Raw genomic sequence first — 19339 nt, 5'->3', positions numbered from 1 at the left:
TTTTACATGTTCCAAGTGTGGCTTAAGCCATGATGCAGTGTCGAAATACGAGATATATTGTTGAATTTATCCCCAAACCCCCGCAGGTCGAAAACAAAAAAAGTATGAACAACGGAAAATTGTTCACAACTTTATCCACAGGCTGTTGATAATATTATGGGTCAGATCACATATTCACATCCAAAAGTAATACAATCATAGCAAAAGAAACCCCGCATTTCAACGTATCGCGTGATTTTATCCACAAATTCAATAACTTGTGTATAATTTTTAGTCACAACACAATATATTGTTTATAAACTGTTTAATTTTCGACAGAAAGACCTAAAAACCAAAAATGTTTTATACACAGGTTATCCGTCAAATGATGCCAAATTGTGTGTAAAAGTATTCTTCGTTTGTGAATAACCTGTCTGTGGATAACCGTGAATTGAAAATGGAGCATGATCGAGATTTGAAATAGAGTTAACTCTGTCCCTCTTGTTTTTCTTGCCAAACGAGTAAGGGGAAATTCACGAATTCAGAATCAGGGTGGGAGGTGGAGCGAGTAAGAATTATCAGGAATCAAGAGGTGAGCTGATGCTCAATATTGAGGTAGAAGATATGAATGTATGATATGAATCCAATGGATGCATTATAAATTTATATCAAAAGAGGTTGTCGCCCAAAACCGATTTCTGGTTTTGGGCGACAACCTCTTTTTTTTGGTGCAGAGACTACGTATGGATTGATGATTTAGGGACGGTCAAAGGACATCTTACGCTGGAATTCAGCGATATCAGCATATTCCTCTTCCAGTTTGCGAGAGATCCGAATGAAGATGGGCAGCAGCTCCTGGTAGAGTGCAGCATTCTCTTTGACAGGGGTATGTCGATGCGTTGTACCCACCATGGAAGAAACGGCATGAAGTGAGTCAATTCTTCCAGTAGCGTACAGACCAAGCACGACGGCACCCAGACAGGAACTTTCGAAGCTCTCGGGCACAACAACTTCCTGATTGAAGATATCGGACATCATCTGGCGCCAGAGAGGAGAACGTGCAAACCCACCTGTGGCTTGAATGGAGGTAGGTTGCCCAATCTGTTCCTCCATAGCCAGCAGTACCGTATATAGGTTGAAAATAACCCCTTCCAGGACAGCACGAATCATATGTTCTTTCTGATGATGGAGTGTTAAGCCGAAAAAGGAACCGCGGGCATCCGGATTCCACAAAGGGGCACGTTCGCCCGAAAGATACGGATGAAACAGAAGTCCTTCCGAGCCAGGCGGGACACGTTCGGCAATCTTGGTCAGTACATCATAGGAATTGATGCCGAGTCGTTTTGCTGTCTCCACTTCAGACGCAGCGAATTCATCCCGCACCCAACGAAACAGCATGCCACCGTTATTCACAGGTCCCCCAAGGACCCAAAGATTCTCTGTGAGGGCGTAACAGAATGTTCGACCTTTGGGGTCGGTAACTGGACGGTCAACGACAGTTCGAATGGCACCGCTGGTTCCGATGGTTGCTGCGACAACACCTGGTTCAATGGCGTTTACGCCGAGATTGGATAAAACCCCATCACTTGCGCCAATAACGAAGGGAGTGGAGGGGGAGAGAGCCATTTTTTCAGCCGATTCGGTATTCATTCCTTCTAATATATGTGTTGTGGGTACGAGCTTCGATAGATGTTCTGGTGTAATGCCTGCAACCTCAAGGGCCTCCGCGTCCCAGTCCAGTTGTTCCAGATTGAGCAAGCCTGTACAGGAAGCGATGGAATGATCAACCACATATTGTCCAAATAGACGGAAGAACAGATATTCTTTAATAGAAATAAATTTGGCTGTGCGCTCGAAAAGTTCAGGTTCATCATGGCGCAGCCACATCAATTTGGTCAAAGGTGACATCGGATGGATGGGAGTACCTGTACGCAGATAGATGCGATGTCCCAATCCATTCTCTTGGAGCTGAGCAGACCATGCTGCACTTCGATTATCCGCCCAGGTAATGCAACGAGTTAAGGGTTTGCCGTCCCGGTCCATGGCAATGACGCTATGCATAGCCGAGCTGCAGGATACGAACAGGATCTGCTCGGCAGCAATACCGCTCTGATCCATGACCCCTCGCACAGAGCGGAAGGCCGCCTGTACAATCTCTTCGGGATCCTGCTCAGCAACATCGGGTGCAGGTGTATACAGAGGATATTCCTGTGTTGAGGTACTGACGACGGAGCCCTGCTCGGTAAACAACACAGACTTGGTACTGGTGGTACCGATATCGATTCCGATCATGTAGTTGTTCATGTATTTAATCCTTCTTTCTCCAGAAAGCAATAAGATTTTATTTTTCTTTCTACTATAGAGACTCGATTTATAATACTGTACTTAGCAGCAAAATAAAGATCAGTCCCACCACGGATAATAGTGTTTCCATAACGGTCCACGTTTTCAATGTTTGGGCGACGCTCATATTAAAGAATTCTTTGATCATCCAGAATCCTGCATCGTTCACATGGGACAAGATGAGTGACCCTGCGCCTGTGGCGAGTACAACCAGCTCAATATTGGCACCTGGTGTGAGTGCAAGGACTGGAGCGACAATACCAGCGGCTGTTGTCATGGCTACGGTTGCTGAACCGGTAGCTACACGAATAAGCGCCGCAACAAGCCAGGCAAACAGAATCACGTTAATGTTGGCATGGGTAGCGACTTCAGCAATGGCGTTACCTACACCACTATTGATCAGTACCTGTTTGAAGGCACCGCCTCCGCCAATAATGAGAATGATGGTCGCCGTAGGCGCCAGACATTCACTGGTGAAGCGAGAAATATCATGTTTGGTGAATCCACGTGTGAAGCCGAGTGAAAAGAGGGCAAATACGACAGAAATCAGCAGGGCAATGATCTCATGGCCGATAAATTCACTGAAAACGGTGAAGCCGCTCGTAGCATTTGGGTCAATGATGCTCGCTATCGAACCGATTAACATCAGAATGACCGGCAGCAATATGGTAAACAGGGTAATACCAAACCCAGGCATGTTGCTGTTTGTTTTGGTTGCGAATTGTTCAGCCAGTTCAGCTGGCGGTTCGGTGTGTATTCTTTTGCCAATAAATTTACCAAACAAAGGACCTGCAATAATCGCTGTAGGAATACCAACAATAAGGGAGTACAAAATGGTTTTACCCAGATCTGCGCTGAAGGCTTCAATTGCAATCATTGGCGCCGGATGCGGTGGAACCAAACCGTGTACAGTCGATAGACCTGCCAAAATGGGGATACCAATCTGCAGCAATGACATGTTGGTTTTACGCGCAACGGTGAAAATGATGGGGATCATCAAAATAACGCCCACTTCGAAGAAAACAGGAATACCGACAATAAATCCAACAATCATCATGGCCCAGTGCACACGTTTCACACCGAACCGATCGACCAATGTAGTTGCAATGCGCTCGGCACCGCCAGATTCGGCCATCATCTTACCGAGCATCGTACCGAGGGCAATAACAATTGCGATGGTTCCAAGTGTGCCGCCGAGTCCCCCAGTAATGGAAGAGATCACATCGGCAGGTTTCATGCCTGTCAGCAAACCGAGCATTAATGCGGATAACAAAAGGGTGATAAAGGGATTCCATTTATATTTGGAGATCAAGACGATCAGAAAAACGATCGCAATTAATGTCCAGACCAATAATGTTGCATTATGGGATAGTCCAAAAAGAGTGCTCATGATGTGGTGTGCTCCTTTATTTCTGATATAGAACGCTTACAAGTGAGATTAACTTCATCAACTGTATTCATGTCAGTGCTGCAGAAGAGGTGTTGGTGAAAATGTAGCTTTATCATGCCCAAAACTAAAATAAAATCGCATTTTGTATACTTGTCGACAAGTTAAACCGCAATCATACACGACGGTATATGATTGCAAACGCCTTGCACCAATTAAGAGTCAAAGCTTTCGTGCAGGGTTTTGCCTGAATCTTGGAAATATGTGCGAACTCCAGCCTGAATGAGCATTTGGTCACCGGATTCGAGTGCTTCAACGAGCAAACGGTGTTTCTCAATTACAGCGCTTACTTTCTGCTCGCCTTGAACAAATACTCTGCGCGTCGTGAGCAACATGACGGTCATCACAACATATCGAATACTGTTCCATAGATGTGAAATACGGGAATGCTGAGCAGCTTCAATGATGGTTTCGTGGAAAACGAGATCCTGATAGGCAAATTCGACGGCGTCCTGATGCCGGCCAGCGAGTTGCATTTTGTCGATCACGTTACGCAACTGGGTGATTAACGAATCTGGAACATCGCCTGCGAGTCGCTGCTGCACAAAACTTTCAATCAGGAAACGGACATCATACAATTCTTCGACATCCTTGATTCGTAGTCCCAGGACAACGACACCCATACGTTCAAGCCGAATAAGACCTTCATTGGACAAAGTTCTTAACGCTTCACGGACAGGTGAACGACTGCTGTCAAAATCAGCCGCAATTCGATTTTCCGACAAAATCTCTCCAGGTCGAAGGGTACCGCTGATGATCCGCAGCCTTAATTCGCAGGCAATGGATTCACCACGGGAAGCTCCTTGAAGCCAGGAAGAAGGAAATAGCATATGGCTAACGCTCCTATTAATAAGTAATCAGTTCATTACTGATCATAGCATAACTATTTTGCGGACTGGACATTTCAGCTCAATCCATCGTCTGTAGTATGCATTATAACTGCTAATGTTTTTTTCAAAGGACTACTTGTATACAAGATGTGATTTTTATCCTACACCTTTCTCAAAAGCTTGTAAACCTTAATTGAAGCGGATACAACCTGATCAGAATTTAACTATATAGGAAGCTTATAATCATTATCCACATGTGAATAACTTTAAACAGGGTGTAATGAAGGAGATAGCGGGTATTGGAGGGTGTGGATAACTATTATAGCTGTAATATCTGGATTTAATCAGGGTCTGGGGATAACTTTTGGAGCTATCTTCGAGGCTTGGTAATGATAATAAAGTGAACGGACTGTGGTCATTATTTTGGGTGGGATGGAGAACGTATATAAAAGAGGGAGAAGCCTCGAGCCTTACAGTTGACTTTTCCAGGTGATCATGGTTAAATATATAAAGGTGTTTTCTGTGAAGATGAAAGTGATTCATCACATAAGTATTTCCTTGTGAGGAGGTGCAATACATTGAGACCTACATTCAAACCGAACGTTAGCAAACGTAAAAAAGTTCATGGTTTCCGGAAAAGAATGAGCACGAGCAACGGCCGTAAAATTTTGGCCGCACGTCGCCTTAAAGGCCGTAAAAACCTGAGTGCTTAATGCATTGAAGACCACCGAGGTGGTCTTTTTTTTCTTAATTTGGGTCATTTCAGACTGGATGCTGGTACAGATCAGGTCTGAATGGTCTGCGAAAAAGTCCCGAATACACATCTATGTATGTTAAGTGAGTTTTCCATTTTCGAAAACTTACCTTATATAAGGATGAATGCTGGTTTAGTTGAAATAGCTGGCTCTGCAATCATCCAGGATGAATGTTTGCTCGGTTTAAATGACCGCCCAACAAACATCTCAAATGAGTTGTCGTCAAGACGGTTTACCGTTATTCAAGAAAGCCTATACTAAATCAGTAATGAGGCCTCCGTCAATAACAATGGTGGAGAACAGCAAGGAGAAGCGCCGTGTATAAAAGACTGCGTCTACGAAACCGGGCGGACTTTAGCCGCGTATACCGGTATGGGAAATCGTTTGCCAATCATCAATTCGTGGTGTATGGCTGTCGCCGTAAAGATACGGAACAATTCCGGGTGGGTGTATCATGCAGCAAGAAAATCGGAAACGCTGTCGTACGCAACCGGATGAGACGCATGATTAAGGAAATTGTTCGTCATCATGAGCATGAGATTGTCACGCAGATGGATCTGATTTTCATCGTCAGAAAAGGTGCACTGGACATGCCCTATAAAGAGATGGAAAAAAGCCTGCTACATGCGATGCGCAAAGGCTCTCTTTTGAAGTCGGGCAAGCGGTAAGCTTCGGTTTATTTGTCCTCCTAATTATGGTATGATTTACGGTGGAATGGAATGGTTAAGAGAGGGGTTATGAAGTGTCGCGATTGAAGACATCAAAGGGGAAGTGGATTCTCCTCATTGCAGTCATTGCAATGGTCACTGTACTCGCCGGATGTACTCCACAGGGAGCCGGGGTTACTACCGAAGATCTGAAGAATAGTGATTCTTTTTGGCAAGCCAATGTTGTGTACTGGTTCTCACTGGCGCTGGATACATTCGCCAACTGGTTCAAAGGTGAATATGGACTGGCCGTCCTCGTGATGGTGCTTATTGTACGGACATTGATTTTACCATTAACAATGAAGCAGGTCCGTAGCTCCAAAGCCATGCAGGCGATTCAGCCGCAGCTAAAGGAGATTCAAGCCAAGTTTAAAGATACACCTGAGAAAGTTCAGCAAGAAACAATGAAGTTGTTTCAGGAGAACAAAGTTAATCCGATGGCGGGTTGTCTGCCACTTCTGATTCAGATGCCGATTTACATCGCACTTTATAACTCAATTTACGGAAACTCCAGTCTGAGAACACATGACTTCTTGTGGCTCCAGCTCGGGGAACCGGATCACCTGTTTATTTTGCCTGTGCTGGCTGCCATCACTACATTCGTACAAACATGGATGATGATGCGCATGAATCCTGCACAGCAAGTTGGACCAATGCAGTTCATGCTTTGGGTTTATCCGATTTTGATCTTCGTCATGTCTTATCAGTTCCCGGCAGCACTTCCGCTGTACTGGTTCTACAGTAACATCTACACGATCGTGCAAAACTATTTCCTTTACCGGAATAATGATAAAATCGTGGCTGAGGTCAACGTGAAGCAGAATAGCTCTTCCAAAAATGGAGCTAAACGCAAAAACGGTGGCAAAGCGACCGTCTCTGGAAAAGGGTCGAAAGGGGCCAAAAAATCGAAATGACCAAAGTCATTACGTCAGGAAAAACCGTTGAAGATGCTGTAAACCAAGGATTGACCGAGCTTGGCGTGAGTCGGGACAAGGTCGAGATACAAGTGTTAGAGCAGCCGTCAAAAGGATTCCTGGGTTTGATCGGGGTGAGGGCGGCCAAAGTTGAAGTAAAACTATTGCCTGTACCCGAAGTTGTTCAACGGCCGATCAAGCCAGCCGCGCACGTACCTGAAGTAGATGCATTACTTGAGGGTGTCGCAGCTAAAAATCCCTATGAAGAAGCGGCTGCTTTCTTGAAAGAGGTCGCAGCAGGTATGGGACTGGATGTTGAAGTGCATATCAAAAAACAGCGGGACGGACATATCTTCAATATTGCGGGTGAAGACCTGGGCATGATTATTGGCAGACGTGGACAGACGCTGGATGCGCTTCAGTATCTAACGAACATTGTAGCGAACCGATACTCGGAAAGCTTCGTTCGAATTGTGCTCGATGCTGAGAATTTCCGTCAACGTCGGCGGAAGACGCTGGAGGATCTGGCTGAACGCTTGGCCGGACAAGCAATCCGTACTGGCAAGGAAGTTGTACTGGAGCCAATGCCTCCGCTCGAACGAAAAGTCATTCATGCAAAATTGCAAAATCACCCGCAGATTAAGACGTTAAGTAAGGGCGAAGAGCCCAATCGGCGTGTGGTTATTACGACGAAATAACACGAAATTGAAGACGCAATGGCTTCCTGCCCGGTGCAGAAGCCATTGCTTTTTTCGTACAGAAGCAATTTGATAAGGTGCGTAGCATAGGTAAACACTGAACTTAATATGATAAGCAGCGTGTCATATGATATATCATCATTAGATTTGAAAATGAATATGGCGTCCCCCGAGGGGCGGCAATTTTAAAATAGAGCAAGGAGAGATAACCATGATCAGTGATACGATCACAGCGATATCAACGGCTGTCGGAGAGGCGGGTATTGCCGTGATCCGGGTCAGCGGCCCGGATGCAGTGTCGGAGACAGAAAAGATTTTTCGCAGCAAAACCCCTTTAACTCAGGCAGCATCTCATACGGTTCATTATGGTCATATCATAGATCCCGTTAATGGGGAGAAGATTGAGGAAGTACTGGTTACGGTAATGCGCGCACCACGTTCATTCACAACAGAGGATGTCGTGGAGATCAGTGCACATGGCGGTGTGGTGTCCGTAAAACGAGTCATGGACCTGCTGTTGCAGCTTGACATTCGTCTGGCTGAACCTGGTGAGTTCACGAAGCGTGCGTTCCTCAATGGGCGGATTGACCTGTCTCAGGCTGAAGGTGTCATGGATCTTATTCGTTCCAAGTCGGACCGGGCTTTCTCGGTTGCATTGAAACAGGTTGAAGGTAAGCTGTCCTCCAAACTGCGTGATTTACGATATACATTGGTGGAAACACTGGCTCACATTGAAGTAAATATCGATTACCCGGAGCATGATGTAGAGTCGTTAACGTCTGATTTTATTAAAGAAAAGTCCAGTCAGGTTATGACTGAGATCGATAAATTGCTAACGACAGCAGAGCAAGGTAAGATCCTGCGAGAAGGTATCACTACGGCTATCGTTGGACGACCTAACGTAGGTAAATCTTCATTGATGAATACACTTGCGCAAGATAATCGGGCCATCGTCACGGACATTCCAGGAACAACTCGTGATGTGATCGAGGAGTTCATTACGATTAATAATATCCCGCTGAAGTTGCTGGATACGGCAGGAATCCGGGAAACGATGGACGTTGTAGAGAAGATCGGGGTAGAACGCTCTCGTTCTGCGGTAAGTGAAGCCGATCTGATCCTGATGGTTGTGAATGCTGCGGAGCCACTTCATCCCGATGAGATTGAATTATTGGAACAAATCCGCGGTAGACAATCGATAATCATTATGAATAAAATGGACTTAACGCCACAGGTAGAACGTGACGTGCTGCTTCGTTACATTCCGGAAGAACGGCTTGTACCGATGTCAGTGAAAGATGATCTGGGTGTGGATCGACTGGAAGATGCCATCTCTACGCTATTCTTCAGTGGTAAACTGGAGTCCGCCGATCTGACCTATGTCAGTAATGTGCGTCATATTGCTTTGCTCAAAAAAGCGAAGCAATCTCTGGTGGATGCCTATGAAGCGGCAGAGCAGTTCATTCCGATCGATATGATCCAGATTGATGTTCGTTTGGCGTGGGAGCATTTGGGTGAGATTGTTGGCGATACGGCACATGATGCATTAATTGATCAGATTTTCTCCCAGTTCTGTCTAGGAAAGTAAAAATAATATACTGCGGATTGACTTGAATCGTAGTGTATGATGAAGAGGTACAATTTCTGCCCGTTGTCAAAGGATGGAATGATGTTGTTGCCATTACGTGTTGGTTTCATATAGATAGGAATGCAAGTTCCGATGAACGGTTAGAAGTAATTCGTTTCATTATTGTAGTACATGATCCGACTGTGTGGCTTACACCAAATACAGCGGAATAAGGAGGTAAACAGGAATGGCTTTTGATGGCGGCAGTTATGATGTAATCGTCGTTGGTGCAGGACATGCTGGTGTGGAATCCGCGCTGGCCGCAGCCCGTATGGGGTCCAAAACACTAATGATTACAATCAATCTCGATATGGTGGCCTTTATGCCTTGTAACCCATCGATTGGGGGACCAGCCAAAGGACATGTCGTGCGTGAGATTGATGCACTTGGTGGAGAAATGGGACGGAATATCGATAAAACCTTTATTCAGATGCGGATGCTCAACACGGGTAAAGGGCCTGCTGTTCATGCGCTTCGTGCTCAAGCAGATAAATTCTCCTACCAGCATAAAATGAAGGAAACGATGGAGAATGAACGTAATCTGACGATGCGTCAGGGTATGGTTGATAGACTGATCGTTGAAGACGGAAAATGCGTAGGCGTCGTGACTCAGACCGGAACTGAGTATCGGGCCAAAGCGGTCGTTCTGACCACAGGCACATACTTGCGCGGTAAAGTGATTATGGGTGAGTTGATGTATGAGAGTGGACCGAACAATCAACAACCATCTCTTAAATTGTCAGAGCACCTGCGTGAACTGGGCTTCGATTTGGTCCGTTTCAAAACAGGTACACCACCACGTGTACACAAGGATACGATTGATTTTAGCAAAACCGAAATTCAGCCTGGCGATGATGAGCCGAAGTTCTTTTCCTATGAAACAGAATCTTCTGATAATGAGCAACTGCCTTGCTGGTTGACATATACATCTGTGGAAACACATCAGATTATTAATGATAATCTGCATCGTGCACCGATGTTTTCCGGTGTAATCGAAGGGACTGGGCCTCGTTATTGTCCATCCATTGAAGATAAAATTGTCCGGTTTAGCGACAAACCGAAACACCAGATTTTCCTGGAGCCGGAAGGCAAAAACACATCCGAGTATTATGTGCAGGGACTATCTACGAGTCTGCCAGAAGATGTTCAACTTGCGGTTCTACGCTCCATTCCGGGTATGGAAAAAGTGGAAATGATGCGTAACGGTTATGCGATTGAATACGATGCGATGGTACCTACACAATTGTGGCCATCACTTGAAACTAAACGTCTGCCAGGTCTGTTTACAGCGGGACAGATTAATGGTACTTCAGGTTATGAAGAAGCGGCCGGACAGGGTGTTATGGCCGGCATTAATGCTGCACGTAAAGTACAAGACAAAGAGCCGATTGTGCTTGATCGTTCGCAAGGTTATATTGGCGTGCTGATTGATGATCTGGTGACAAAGGGTACGAATGAACCGTATCGTCTGTTGACTTCACGTGCCGAGTATCGTCTGTTGCTTCGTCATGATAATGCTGATATGCGTTTGACGGAAATCGGACATGATATTGGACTGATCCCTGAAGATCGTTATGCCAAATTCCTGGATAAAAAGGCGAAAGTTGAGCAGGAAGTTGCACGTCTGAAAGTCGCCAAAGCTCGTCCGGTTGAAGTGAACGCGAAGCTGGAAGAATACGGGTCTACACCTATTCAGGATGGAAGTACGTTGCTTACCTTGCTGCGTCGCCCAGAGCTGGGATATGACCTCATTGAGCAGCTCTCACCATCTGAGGTAGAACTGACAGCAGATATGAAGGAACAAGTTGAAATTCAAATCAAATATGCGGGTTATATTGAGAAACAATTGATCCACGTGGAACGTTTGCAAAAGATGGAGAAAAAGAAAATACCGGATACCATCATATATGATGAGATTCATGGTCTGGCTATGGAAGCCAAACAGAAGCTCACTAAGATTCGTCCAATCTCGATTGGGCAGGCGTCTCGTATTGCTGGAGTTACTCCTGCAGACATCTCCATTCTGCTGGTCTACCTGGAGCATTACAACCGTGTAACCGCAGCAAGGGGACAATAATGGACGATATTCAACAGCAACTGCAACGGCGCTTAAAGAAACATGGATTAGAGCTGGGAGAACTTCAGCTGGAGCAGTTTGAACTATATTTTCAGGAGCTGGTAGCCTGGAATGAAAAGATGAATTTGACCGGTATTACGGATCGGGAGCAAGTATATACAAAGCATTTCTATGATTCGGTATCACTGGCGTTTTATACAGATATGACAAAGGTGAATAAGCTTGCTGATATTGGTTCAGGAGCAGGATTTCCTGGGTTACCCCTGAAAATCTGTTTCCCGCACATCAAGTTGACGATCATTGATTCGTTGAATAAACGTATTGGTTTTCTACAGCATGTAGTAGATATCCTTGGTCTGACTGATGTGGAGTTGGTACACGGCCGTGCTGAAGAGATTGGACGCAAAGAAGGGTATCGTGACAGTTACGATCTCGTTACGGCGCGTGCAGTAGCCAAGCTGGCTGTGCTTAACGAATTTTGTCTTCCCTTTGTTCGCAAAGGTGGAATGTTCGCTGCGATGAAGGGCGGAGACCCACGTGAGGAAATGAAGGAAGCGGAGTTCAGCTTCAATCAGTTGAAAGGACGGGTAAAAGCCGTTCATCCTTTCCAGCTGCCGGTTGAGGAATCAGAGCGTCATATCATCCTGATTCAGAAATTCGATAAGACACCTTATAAGTATCCGCGCAAACCAGGAACTCCAATGAAAACTCCGCTGGTATAGTGCGTGATGGTTTTGAAGTCAGTCAAAACTAAGCAGAATAGAATTTTAGACATGGATAAAGAGGATGTTTCACGTGAAACATCCTCTTTTTTGTGTCTGCTGAAATGGAGAAATGGGTCAACATTACAGATACTCCATATCACATATCTAATTAAATCTTGAGTAATGATGAATTTAACGTACGACAGCACATGAACACTTTCAGAAATTGAATGTGTACAAGTCGTTATATTTCTAATATTCACACAGAAAAAGCAGGAAAATTAGAGGAGTTTAAAGAATAGGTAAGCATAGGATTATGATAGAAAAGATGATAGAATAGAAGTATCCGATCCTGGGTTACAGCGATCATAGATTATATGTATAGATAGATGGATATGCGTTCAATGTTGCATGACAGGAAGCGTTATAAAAGGCAAAACTTATTCCAAGAACGATGCATGTGAAGGGTCGCTTATTGAATAAGAAGCACCTGCAAAGACTGTGGGAGCTATTACGAAACTAGGTGGTAATCTGCGGAATGAAAGAACAATTTTCGAAGTTGTTTGGTTTGGCGGAGCGCAATAACGGAGATGAGATCAAACAGATTCCGGTTAATGAAATTGTGAGCAGCCCATATCAACCCCGTACTATTTTTGATGATGATAAAATTGATGAGTTGTTGCAGACGATCAAAACACATGGCGTAATTCAGCCTATTGTCGTTCGCGTGCGAAATGGATCATATGAGATTATTGCCGGGGAACGTCGCTGGCGTGCAGTTCGAAAACTGGGTTTGGATACGATTCCGGCTATTGTACGTGAATTCAACGATTCTCAGGCCGCGTCCATTGCACTGATTGAGAACTTGCAGCGTGAAGGATTGACTTCAATTGAAGAAGCCGTTGCTTATCAGAAGCTGATCGACTTGCATCAACTGACACAGGAGAGTCTTGCACAACGACTCGGCAAAAGCCAGTCAACCATCGCCAACAAGATTCGGTTGTTACAGCTCCCGGAAGGCATTAAGGCCGCATTGATGGAACGCAAAATTTCTGAACGGCATGCAAGAGCATTACTTTCTCTCGATACGGAAGAACTGCAGATGAAGTTGCTCGGTGAGATTATCGAAAAAGAATTGAATGTGAAACAGACTGAGGCACGTGTTGCCTTCTACAAGGAATCTTCCAAGATCAAAAAGTCAAAACGCGTTTCCTTTACCAAGGACGTAAGACTCGCACTTAATACGATTCGCCAATCCATTGATATGGTAACTGGCTCTGGTCTGGATATCAAAACAAAAGAAGCAGACCATGAGGATCATTACGAGATCGTTATCCATATTCCAAAACGCAAATAATTGAAGCTTATGGCGGCAATGGGCCGCTTTTTATGTCTATAAAGCAAGTTGGGTCTGAAATGTTTAGAGAACGGTATATGGATGGAACGGTAGTTGTTGTTTGTGTGGACGATAGCCACCTGCTTTTTGTTAACAATATCTCACAACCTACAGAAAAGACTCCTATTTTATTTGAGGTGAAGTAATTGTCTAAGATTATGGCCGTAGCAAATCAAAAGGGCGGTGTGGGGAAAACGACGACATCTGTTAACTTGGGTGCAGGACTGGCTTCACTCGGGAAAAGAGTATTGCTTGTCGATATTGACCCTCAGGGGAATACAACTAGCGGAGTCGGAATCAATAAAGCAGATGTGGCTAATTGTATATATGATGTCATTATTAATGAGGTTCCTCCTCAAGAAGCGATTGTGGAGACTCAGATTGAAGGCCTTCATATCATACCTGCAACGATTCAGCTTGCCGGAGCCGAGATCGAATTGGTGTCCACGATATCACGGGAAGTTCGCCTGAAAAAATCACTCGCCATGGTGAAAAAAAACTATGATTACATACTGATCGATTGTCCACCATCCCTTGGTATGTTAACGATCAATTCGTTGACTGCTTCCGATTCGGTGATCATTCCGATTCAGTGTGAGTATTATGCACTTGAAGGATTAAGCCAATTGCTTAATACAGTTCGTCTGGTACAGAAGCATCTGAATACTTCCTTGCAGATTGAAGGAGTATTGCTGACGATGTTTGATGCACGGACCAATCTGGGGATTCAGGTTATTGAAGAAGTGAAAAAGTATTTTCAACAAAAAGTATATCAAACGATTATTCCGCGTAACGTACGGCTTAGCGAAGCACCATCTCATGGTCAATCCATTATCACGTATGACCCTCGGTCAAGAGGGGCGGAAGTGTATTTAGAGCTCGCAAAGGAAGTGATTTCTTATGAGTAAGCGGCTTGGAAAAGGTCTTGATGCCCTCATTCCTTCGCTTTCAATTAATGACGATGATAAAGTCGTAGAAATCCCGATTAGTCAACTGCGGGCTAACCCCTATCAACCACGTAAAGTATTTGATGAAGGCGCAATACATGAACTGGCTGAGTCTATCCGTCAGCATGGTGTCATACAACCTATTATTGTTCGTCCTGTATTACGAGGTTATGAGATTATTGCCGGAGAACGAAGGTTCAGAGCATCGCAATATTGTGGTAATGCCACCGTACCCGCTGTAGTTCGCAACTTCAGTGATCAGCAGGTAATGGAGATTGCGTTGATCGAGAATCTGCAACGGGAGAATCTGAATGCCATGGAAGTTGCAGTTGCTTATCAGGGGTTAATGGACCAATTCGCGTTGACTCAGGAAGAGTTGTCTGTAAAAGTAGGTAAATCACGTTCTCACATTGCTAACTTCTTGCGTCTGTTATCATTGCCCGAAGAAGTAAAAGACCATGTTTCACGTGGAACATTATCTATGGGACATGCACGCGCGATCGTGGGTGTTAAAGATGAGGTTATGGTGAAGCAACTTGCCAAACAAACCATTGATCAGCAATGGAGTGTGCGTGAGTTGGAGGAAGCCGTTCAACAACTGGACCGGTCCAAAACAGGTGAGGCTAAAGCCAAATCGAAGCTGAAAAAGAAAGATCCATTCATTGATACGGTGGAAGAATCGCTGCGTGAACGTTTCAAAACAACAGTGAAAATCAAGCACAATAAAGATAAAGGTAAAATTGAGCTCAACTACTACAGTCAACAGGATCTAGAGCGGCTATTGGAATTGTTGCAATAATAGTCGGATCGATGATTCATTAACAACATGCGGGGCTTACTCATGTCATGACATATCGCCTCTGTACCATGGAGAAACGATATGTCATTCTTTGTTTACAGGGTGATCTATGCAATACGTGCAGGTGAATAACTAACTTATGGGACAGAGGTGGTTGTGAGGTGGAGGGAATTATCTATCTGGATCATGCAGCAACATCTTGGCCCAAACCACCTGCTGTCGGTGAAGCAATGTTGAGTGCATTGGAGATTGCAGGGGCCAATCCCGGCAGAGGAAGTCACCGAATGGCTGTTCAGGCAAGTCGTGTACTCTTCGAGGCCAGAAAATCGATATCTGATATGTTTGGCATCAAGAATGCCAATGATGTTTCATTTGGATCAAATACGACAGAAGCTCTGAATCTGGCTATTCAAGGTTTGCTTAGCGAAGGCGATCATGTCATTGCTACCATGGCTGAACATAATTCAGTCAGACGACCACTAGAGTATATCCGCAGATCGCGAAATGTAGAGATTGATTATGTACCTGTAAACAATGCAGGAGCCATCGATTTGGTGCAAATGGAACGTATGTTTCGTTCAAATACCAAGTTGGTGGTCTGTACACATAGTTCCAATCTGCTTGGCAGTATTCTTCCTATTGGGGAAATATCGCTCCTATGTCGTAAATATCAGGCGATATTACTAGTAGATGCAGCTCAGAGTGCTGGGGTCATGCCTGTGAATGTGCAACAATTGGGCATCGATATGCTGGCTTTTCCGGGACACAAGGGACTGCTTGGTCCTCAGGGAACAGGTGGCCTGTACATTGCGCCTGAGCTGGATGTGCAGCCTTTGCTTCATGGGGGAACAGGAAGCCAGTCAGAAGCTCTGGAGCAGCCAAAGGTACGTCCTGATCGGTATGAGGCGGGAACACCCAATACTGTCGGGATCGCAGGGCTGAATGCGGGTGTGAAACATGTACTTGAGATGACACCGGCGTTCATCTACCAACACGAGTGGGAACTGACCCAACATATGATGGATGGGCTATCTTCCGTTAAAGGCATTCGAATGCTAGGTCCGGAGATGGGACAGCCCCGTACCGGGTTAGTATCTTTTACTGTGGAAGGGTATGATTCGGCACAACTTGCTTTCCGATTAGACCGGAATTATGGGATTGCAGTGCGCTCCGGTTTTCATTGTACACCGCTTGCTCACGAATCAGCTGGCACAACCGCTACCGGAGCGGTAAGAGCTAGTGTGGGATACAACTCGACAAGAGAACATGTCGATGTGTTCGTTAAGGCAGTATTGGAACTGACAGGGAGAATAGATTAGAGTTGTCATGACGTATTCATTTGACGCAGTACTGCATGATTAAGCTTATGAATATCGGGTTGATTTATAATGAATGGTAGTATTACAGACAGACGTAATCTGATCAAAAATATAGAGGGGTAGTTGCACTTACATGGCTGAATTAAACGAGCTGATTCTGGAACAGCTGTTATGGATTATTGGCGGAATGGCATTACTTACAGTGATCTTGCTGATTGTAAGTATTGCTCAAGGGGCAAAGTTACGAAAGTTTAAACGTAAATATGAAGCCATGATGGCTGGCAGTGGAGTGGAGGACCTTGAATCATTGCTGATTAATCTGAAAATTCAGATGGACAGCATTGAGGATGAACACAAACTGCAAACGAATCAGCTGCAAATTGTCATGCAAAAGCTGACCCGCATTCAAGGTAAAGTTGGCGTGAAAAGATACAATGCTTATGGAGAGCGTGGCAGTGATCTGAGTTTCTCGATGGCCATGATTAACGATAGCCAGGATGGGATGATCCTTACGGGGATATATAACCGTGACGGTTCTTATGTATATGCAAAACCTCTTAAAGGGGGAGAGTCCACGTACACTCTGTCCCCAGAGGAAAAGGAAGCTATTACTCTGGCACAGCAAGCAGAGTAGAACGTGTATGCCATTCCCGAATGGCCGAATACAGACTGCTGGATATAATCTCGGACATGCGCATGACGAGACTAAGCCGTGTGTTCTGTAAGACAAAGTATTCCATAAAGCCGCCGACGTTAACGATACCTGTCAGATGGATATCGCCGACCGGCGGTAATTCTTTATTTACCCCCGCACCGGGCTTGAGTGGGCCATTCACGACTTGAATGCATCCTACACTGGATGACTGACCTAGACAGGCATCAATCCCAATCACATATGGGTTATGGTGTGTTTGCTGTATGTTGTGGAGTGTGTCCTGAAGGTTCATTGCATGAACTGGTTCATCCAAGGTACCGTACAAATGAAATAAAGGGCTGTCCCACTTGGAAAGTGCTGATCCGACCAGAGGACCAAGACAATCGCCTGTTGAGCGATCTGTGCCGATGCAGACGATCACTACATTTTGCAGAGAATGGGCTTTATAGAGATGGAACATTAAACGATGGGTAATGGCAGAGTGAATGCCTGGATCGGTATGGGGGATCTTCAAACTGGTCATGTCTTGTGATGAAAAGGAACGCGAAGTAGGATTCATAGGATCTATCCTTTCCCTTGGAATAGTAGTAACAGTATATGGAAAGGTAGAGCGTTTTATACTTCACGAGGACAAGCTTTTTCTCAAGGGTTGGACGTATGGTGAAAGGAGCGGGATATGGACGAATGGATTAACGATTGGATGCTGATTGCGTTTGATTCAACCCAGCAGGCACTACGTGCTGAAATGCTGCTGGAGTTTGCTGAGATAGAGATCGACTTGTTCCCTACGCCAAAAGAAATTACAGCAGGTTGTGCGCTATGTATCCAGTTTCCAAAAGAGGATCTGGAGCGAGTGCAGAAGATCATTCGTAACGAGTTCGTAGAGATCCGTGGCCTCTATTTCAAAACAGAAGACAGCTATGATAACATACCGATGTAGAGGAGAGATAATGGATGTTGCCATTTCAGTTGGCTCAAGGGAATGGGACCGGTGCTACTGGTGCTGTGAATGAAGCCCTTCGTTGGACAGATAAAGTCTGGAACAAAATTGCAGATCCTGATATGTGGCTTAATATTATGTTCAGCTCAATCCGGATTATCATTATTTTTATCATCACCCGTATTGTCATTAAGGTTGTATTTCGAATTATAGATCGTTCGATGGAACGCAAGCAGGAAGGTAAGATTCGCGTAAATCCGCGCAGATTCGTAACCGTAGGGGAACTGTTGAAAAATGCGACCTCCATAACAGGTAATTTTATTATGATTCTGCTACTGTTATCAGAGATCAATATCCAAGTTGGACCGTTGCTGGCGAGTGCCGGTGTGCTCGGACTTGCCATTGGTTTCGGTGCACAGGGTCTGGTTAAGGATGTTATTACGGGTTTCTTCATTATATTAGAGGATCAATTCGCGGTGGGGGATGTTATTCAGACGGGGACCTACAAGGGAACGGTTGAAGTGATCGGACTCAGAACAACCAAACTGGTCAGCTGGCAAGGTGAGGTGCATATTATCCCGAACGGGGCGATTGCAAGTGTAACGAACTACTCCATGTCCAATTCGCTAGCTGTAGTGGATATTCCGATGAAGGCGGATATGAGTCTGGATGAGTCTGTACACCTGGTGAAACAATCTTTGGTTGGGATCGAGGAACGTGATCTGAATATTGTGAAGGTCCCGGATGTACTCGGTATTCAGTCGATGTCTACATCAGAGTATGTGGTACGAATTGTAGCTGAATGTATGCCTAATTCTCGTGCTTCGGTGGAACGTCAGATTCAGGGCGATGTTAAAAAAACACTGGAGTATCATGAGATGAGCAATCAGGCAGCATTGGAACAGGCAGTAGCTCTGGAGAAAGATGAGGGGGATGGCACTGGTGGAGCGTAAAAGTTTCCAGCTTGGGGATATTGTGCAGATGAAGAAGCAACATCCCTGTGGCAGTAATGAAATGGAGATCATTCGAATGGGAATGGACATTCGGATCAAGTGTGTTGGATGTAAACACAGTGTGTTGATTCCAAGAGCGAAATTTGAAAAAAACATGAAAAAGGTATTGCGGTCAGCCGAAGATTCCACAGAATCCTGACATCGCAATATTTCAGGATGTAATGTTCGTAATAACGTTTACATGTAGGC

At 45.0% G+C, this 19339-nt stretch carries 19 protein-coding genes; 15 read left to right on the top strand and 4 right to left on the bottom strand.

From position 1 onward, the window contains the following. Window positions 1–735 precede the first annotated feature (735 nt). The 3 genes from gntK to WFI24_RS19380 form a co-directional block, all read right to left on the bottom strand. Window positions 736–2283, bottom strand: a complete 1548-nt coding sequence (gene gntK / locus WFI24_RS19390; RefSeq protein WP_336763416.1) for a gluconokinase — start codon at window positions 2281–2283, stop codon at window positions 736–738. Between the two features lie 67 nt (window positions 2284–2350). Continuing rightward, window positions 2351–3712, bottom strand: a complete 1362-nt coding sequence (locus WFI24_RS19385; protein WP_145324986.1) for a GntT/GntP/DsdX family permease — start codon at window positions 3710–3712, stop codon at window positions 2351–2353. Between the two features lie 212 nt (window positions 3713–3924). Further along, a complete protein-coding gene (locus WFI24_RS19380) occupies window positions 3925–4599 on the bottom strand; it encodes a GntR family transcriptional regulator (RefSeq protein WP_336763413.1) in 675 nt (224 codons plus the stop codon). 578 nt (window positions 4600–5177) lie between these two features. Between WFI24_RS19380 and rpmH the strand changes: the two genes are divergently transcribed. The 12 genes from rpmH to WFI24_RS19320 all read left to right on the top strand — a co-directional run bounded on the left by rpmH (window position 5178) and on the right by WFI24_RS19320 (window position 17176). Then, window positions 5178–5312 (top strand): 50S ribosomal protein L34, encoded by a 135-nt coding sequence (gene rpmH, locus WFI24_RS19375; RefSeq protein ID WP_017691413.1) that lies wholly within the window; start codon window positions 5178–5180, stop codon window positions 5310–5312. Window positions 5313–5671: 359 nt separating this feature from the next. Then, entirely contained in the window at window positions 5672–6022 is a 351-nt protein-coding gene (gene rnpA, locus WFI24_RS19370; protein WP_017691415.1) for a ribonuclease P protein component, read from the top strand. Between the two features lie 74 nt (window positions 6023–6096). Continuing rightward, a complete protein-coding gene (locus WFI24_RS19365; protein WP_336763410.1) occupies window positions 6097–6975 on the top strand; it encodes a YidC/Oxa1 family membrane protein insertase in 879 nt (292 codons plus the stop codon). Next, on the top strand, window positions 6972–7673 hold the full coding sequence (gene jag / locus WFI24_RS19360; protein WP_336763408.1) for an RNA-binding cell elongation regulator Jag/EloR: 702 nt from the start codon (window positions 6972–6974) through the stop codon (window positions 7671–7673). Before WFI24_RS19365 ends, jag begins: the two co-directional genes overlap by 4 nt. 211 nt (window positions 7674–7884) lie before the next feature. After that, window positions 7885–9261: a tRNA uridine-5-carboxymethylaminomethyl(34) synthesis GTPase MnmE gene (mnmE, locus tag WFI24_RS19355; protein WP_124118699.1), complete on the top strand. Its 1377-nt coding sequence runs from the start codon at window positions 7885–7887 to the stop codon at window positions 9259–9261. A gap of 226 nt (window positions 9262–9487) precedes the next feature. Further along, complete coding sequence (mnmG, locus tag WFI24_RS19350; RefSeq protein ID WP_336763405.1) at window positions 9488–11377, top strand: tRNA uridine-5-carboxymethylaminomethyl(34) synthesis enzyme MnmG; 1890 nt, start codon at window positions 9488–9490, stop codon at window positions 11375–11377. Then, entirely contained in the window at window positions 11377–12099 is a 723-nt protein-coding gene (gene rsmG / locus WFI24_RS19345; protein ID WP_145324982.1) for a 16S rRNA (guanine(527)-N(7))-methyltransferase RsmG, read from the top strand. Before mnmG ends, rsmG begins: the two co-directional genes overlap by 1 nt. 520 nt (window positions 12100–12619) lie before the next feature. Beyond that, window positions 12620–13438, top strand: a complete 819-nt coding sequence (gene noc, locus WFI24_RS19340; RefSeq protein WP_062836524.1) for a nucleoid occlusion protein — start codon at window positions 12620–12622, stop codon at window positions 13436–13438. Window positions 13439–13623: 185 nt separating this feature from the next. Further along, window positions 13624–14385, top strand: a complete 762-nt coding sequence (locus WFI24_RS19335) for a ParA family protein (RefSeq protein WP_024629525.1) — start codon at window positions 13624–13626, stop codon at window positions 14383–14385. Further along, a complete protein-coding gene (locus WFI24_RS19330; protein WP_336763396.1) occupies window positions 14378–15223 on the top strand; it encodes a ParB/RepB/Spo0J family partition protein in 846 nt (281 codons plus the stop codon). The genes WFI24_RS19335 and WFI24_RS19330 overlap by 8 nt, the downstream gene beginning before the upstream one ends. 161 nt (window positions 15224–15384) lie before the next feature. Next, window positions 15385–16542, top strand: a complete 1158-nt coding sequence (locus WFI24_RS19325; protein ID WP_336763394.1) for an aminotransferase class V-fold PLP-dependent enzyme — start codon at window positions 15385–15387, stop codon at window positions 16540–16542. 133 nt (window positions 16543–16675) lie between these two features. Beyond that, complete coding sequence (locus WFI24_RS19320; RefSeq protein ID WP_145324979.1) at window positions 16676–17176, top strand: DUF4446 family protein; 501 nt, start codon at window positions 16676–16678, stop codon at window positions 17174–17176. Here WFI24_RS19320 and yyaC read toward each other — a convergent pair. After that, entirely contained in the window at window positions 17151–17756 is a 606-nt protein-coding gene (gene yyaC / locus WFI24_RS19315; RefSeq protein WP_336763392.1) for a spore protease YyaC, read from the bottom strand. The two genes, WFI24_RS19320 and yyaC, sit on opposite strands and share 26 nt — an antisense overlap. A 117-nt stretch (window positions 17757–17873) precedes the next feature. Between yyaC and WFI24_RS19310 the strand changes: the two genes are divergently transcribed. The 3 genes from WFI24_RS19310 to WFI24_RS19300 are packed head-to-tail and all read left to right on the top strand — an operon-like array spanning window position 17874 to window position 19289. Next, window positions 17874–18137 (top strand): DUF3343 domain-containing protein, encoded by a 264-nt coding sequence (locus WFI24_RS19310; RefSeq protein ID WP_017691427.1) that lies wholly within the window; start codon window positions 17874–17876, stop codon window positions 18135–18137. Window positions 18138–18151: 14 nt separating this feature from the next. Continuing rightward, the gene (locus tag WFI24_RS19305; protein ID WP_336763389.1) at window positions 18152–19090 is read left to right on the top strand and encodes a mechanosensitive ion channel family protein; all 939 of its coding nucleotides are present in this window, start codon (window positions 18152–18154) and stop codon (window positions 19088–19090) included. Beyond that, the gene (locus WFI24_RS19300; RefSeq protein ID WP_036611950.1) at window positions 19080–19289 is read left to right on the top strand and encodes a DUF951 domain-containing protein; all 210 of its coding nucleotides are present in this window, start codon (window positions 19080–19082) and stop codon (window positions 19287–19289) included. The genes WFI24_RS19305 and WFI24_RS19300 overlap by 11 nt, the downstream gene beginning before the upstream one ends. Window positions 19290–19339 lie beyond the last annotated feature (50 nt).

This window comes from Paenibacillus sp. USHLN196, from assembly GCF_037144955.1.
Lineage (GTDB): Bacteria > Bacillota > Bacilli > Paenibacillales > Paenibacillaceae > Paenibacillus > Paenibacillus xylanexedens_C.
This window is presented reverse-complemented; position numbering and strand designations above follow the sequence as displayed.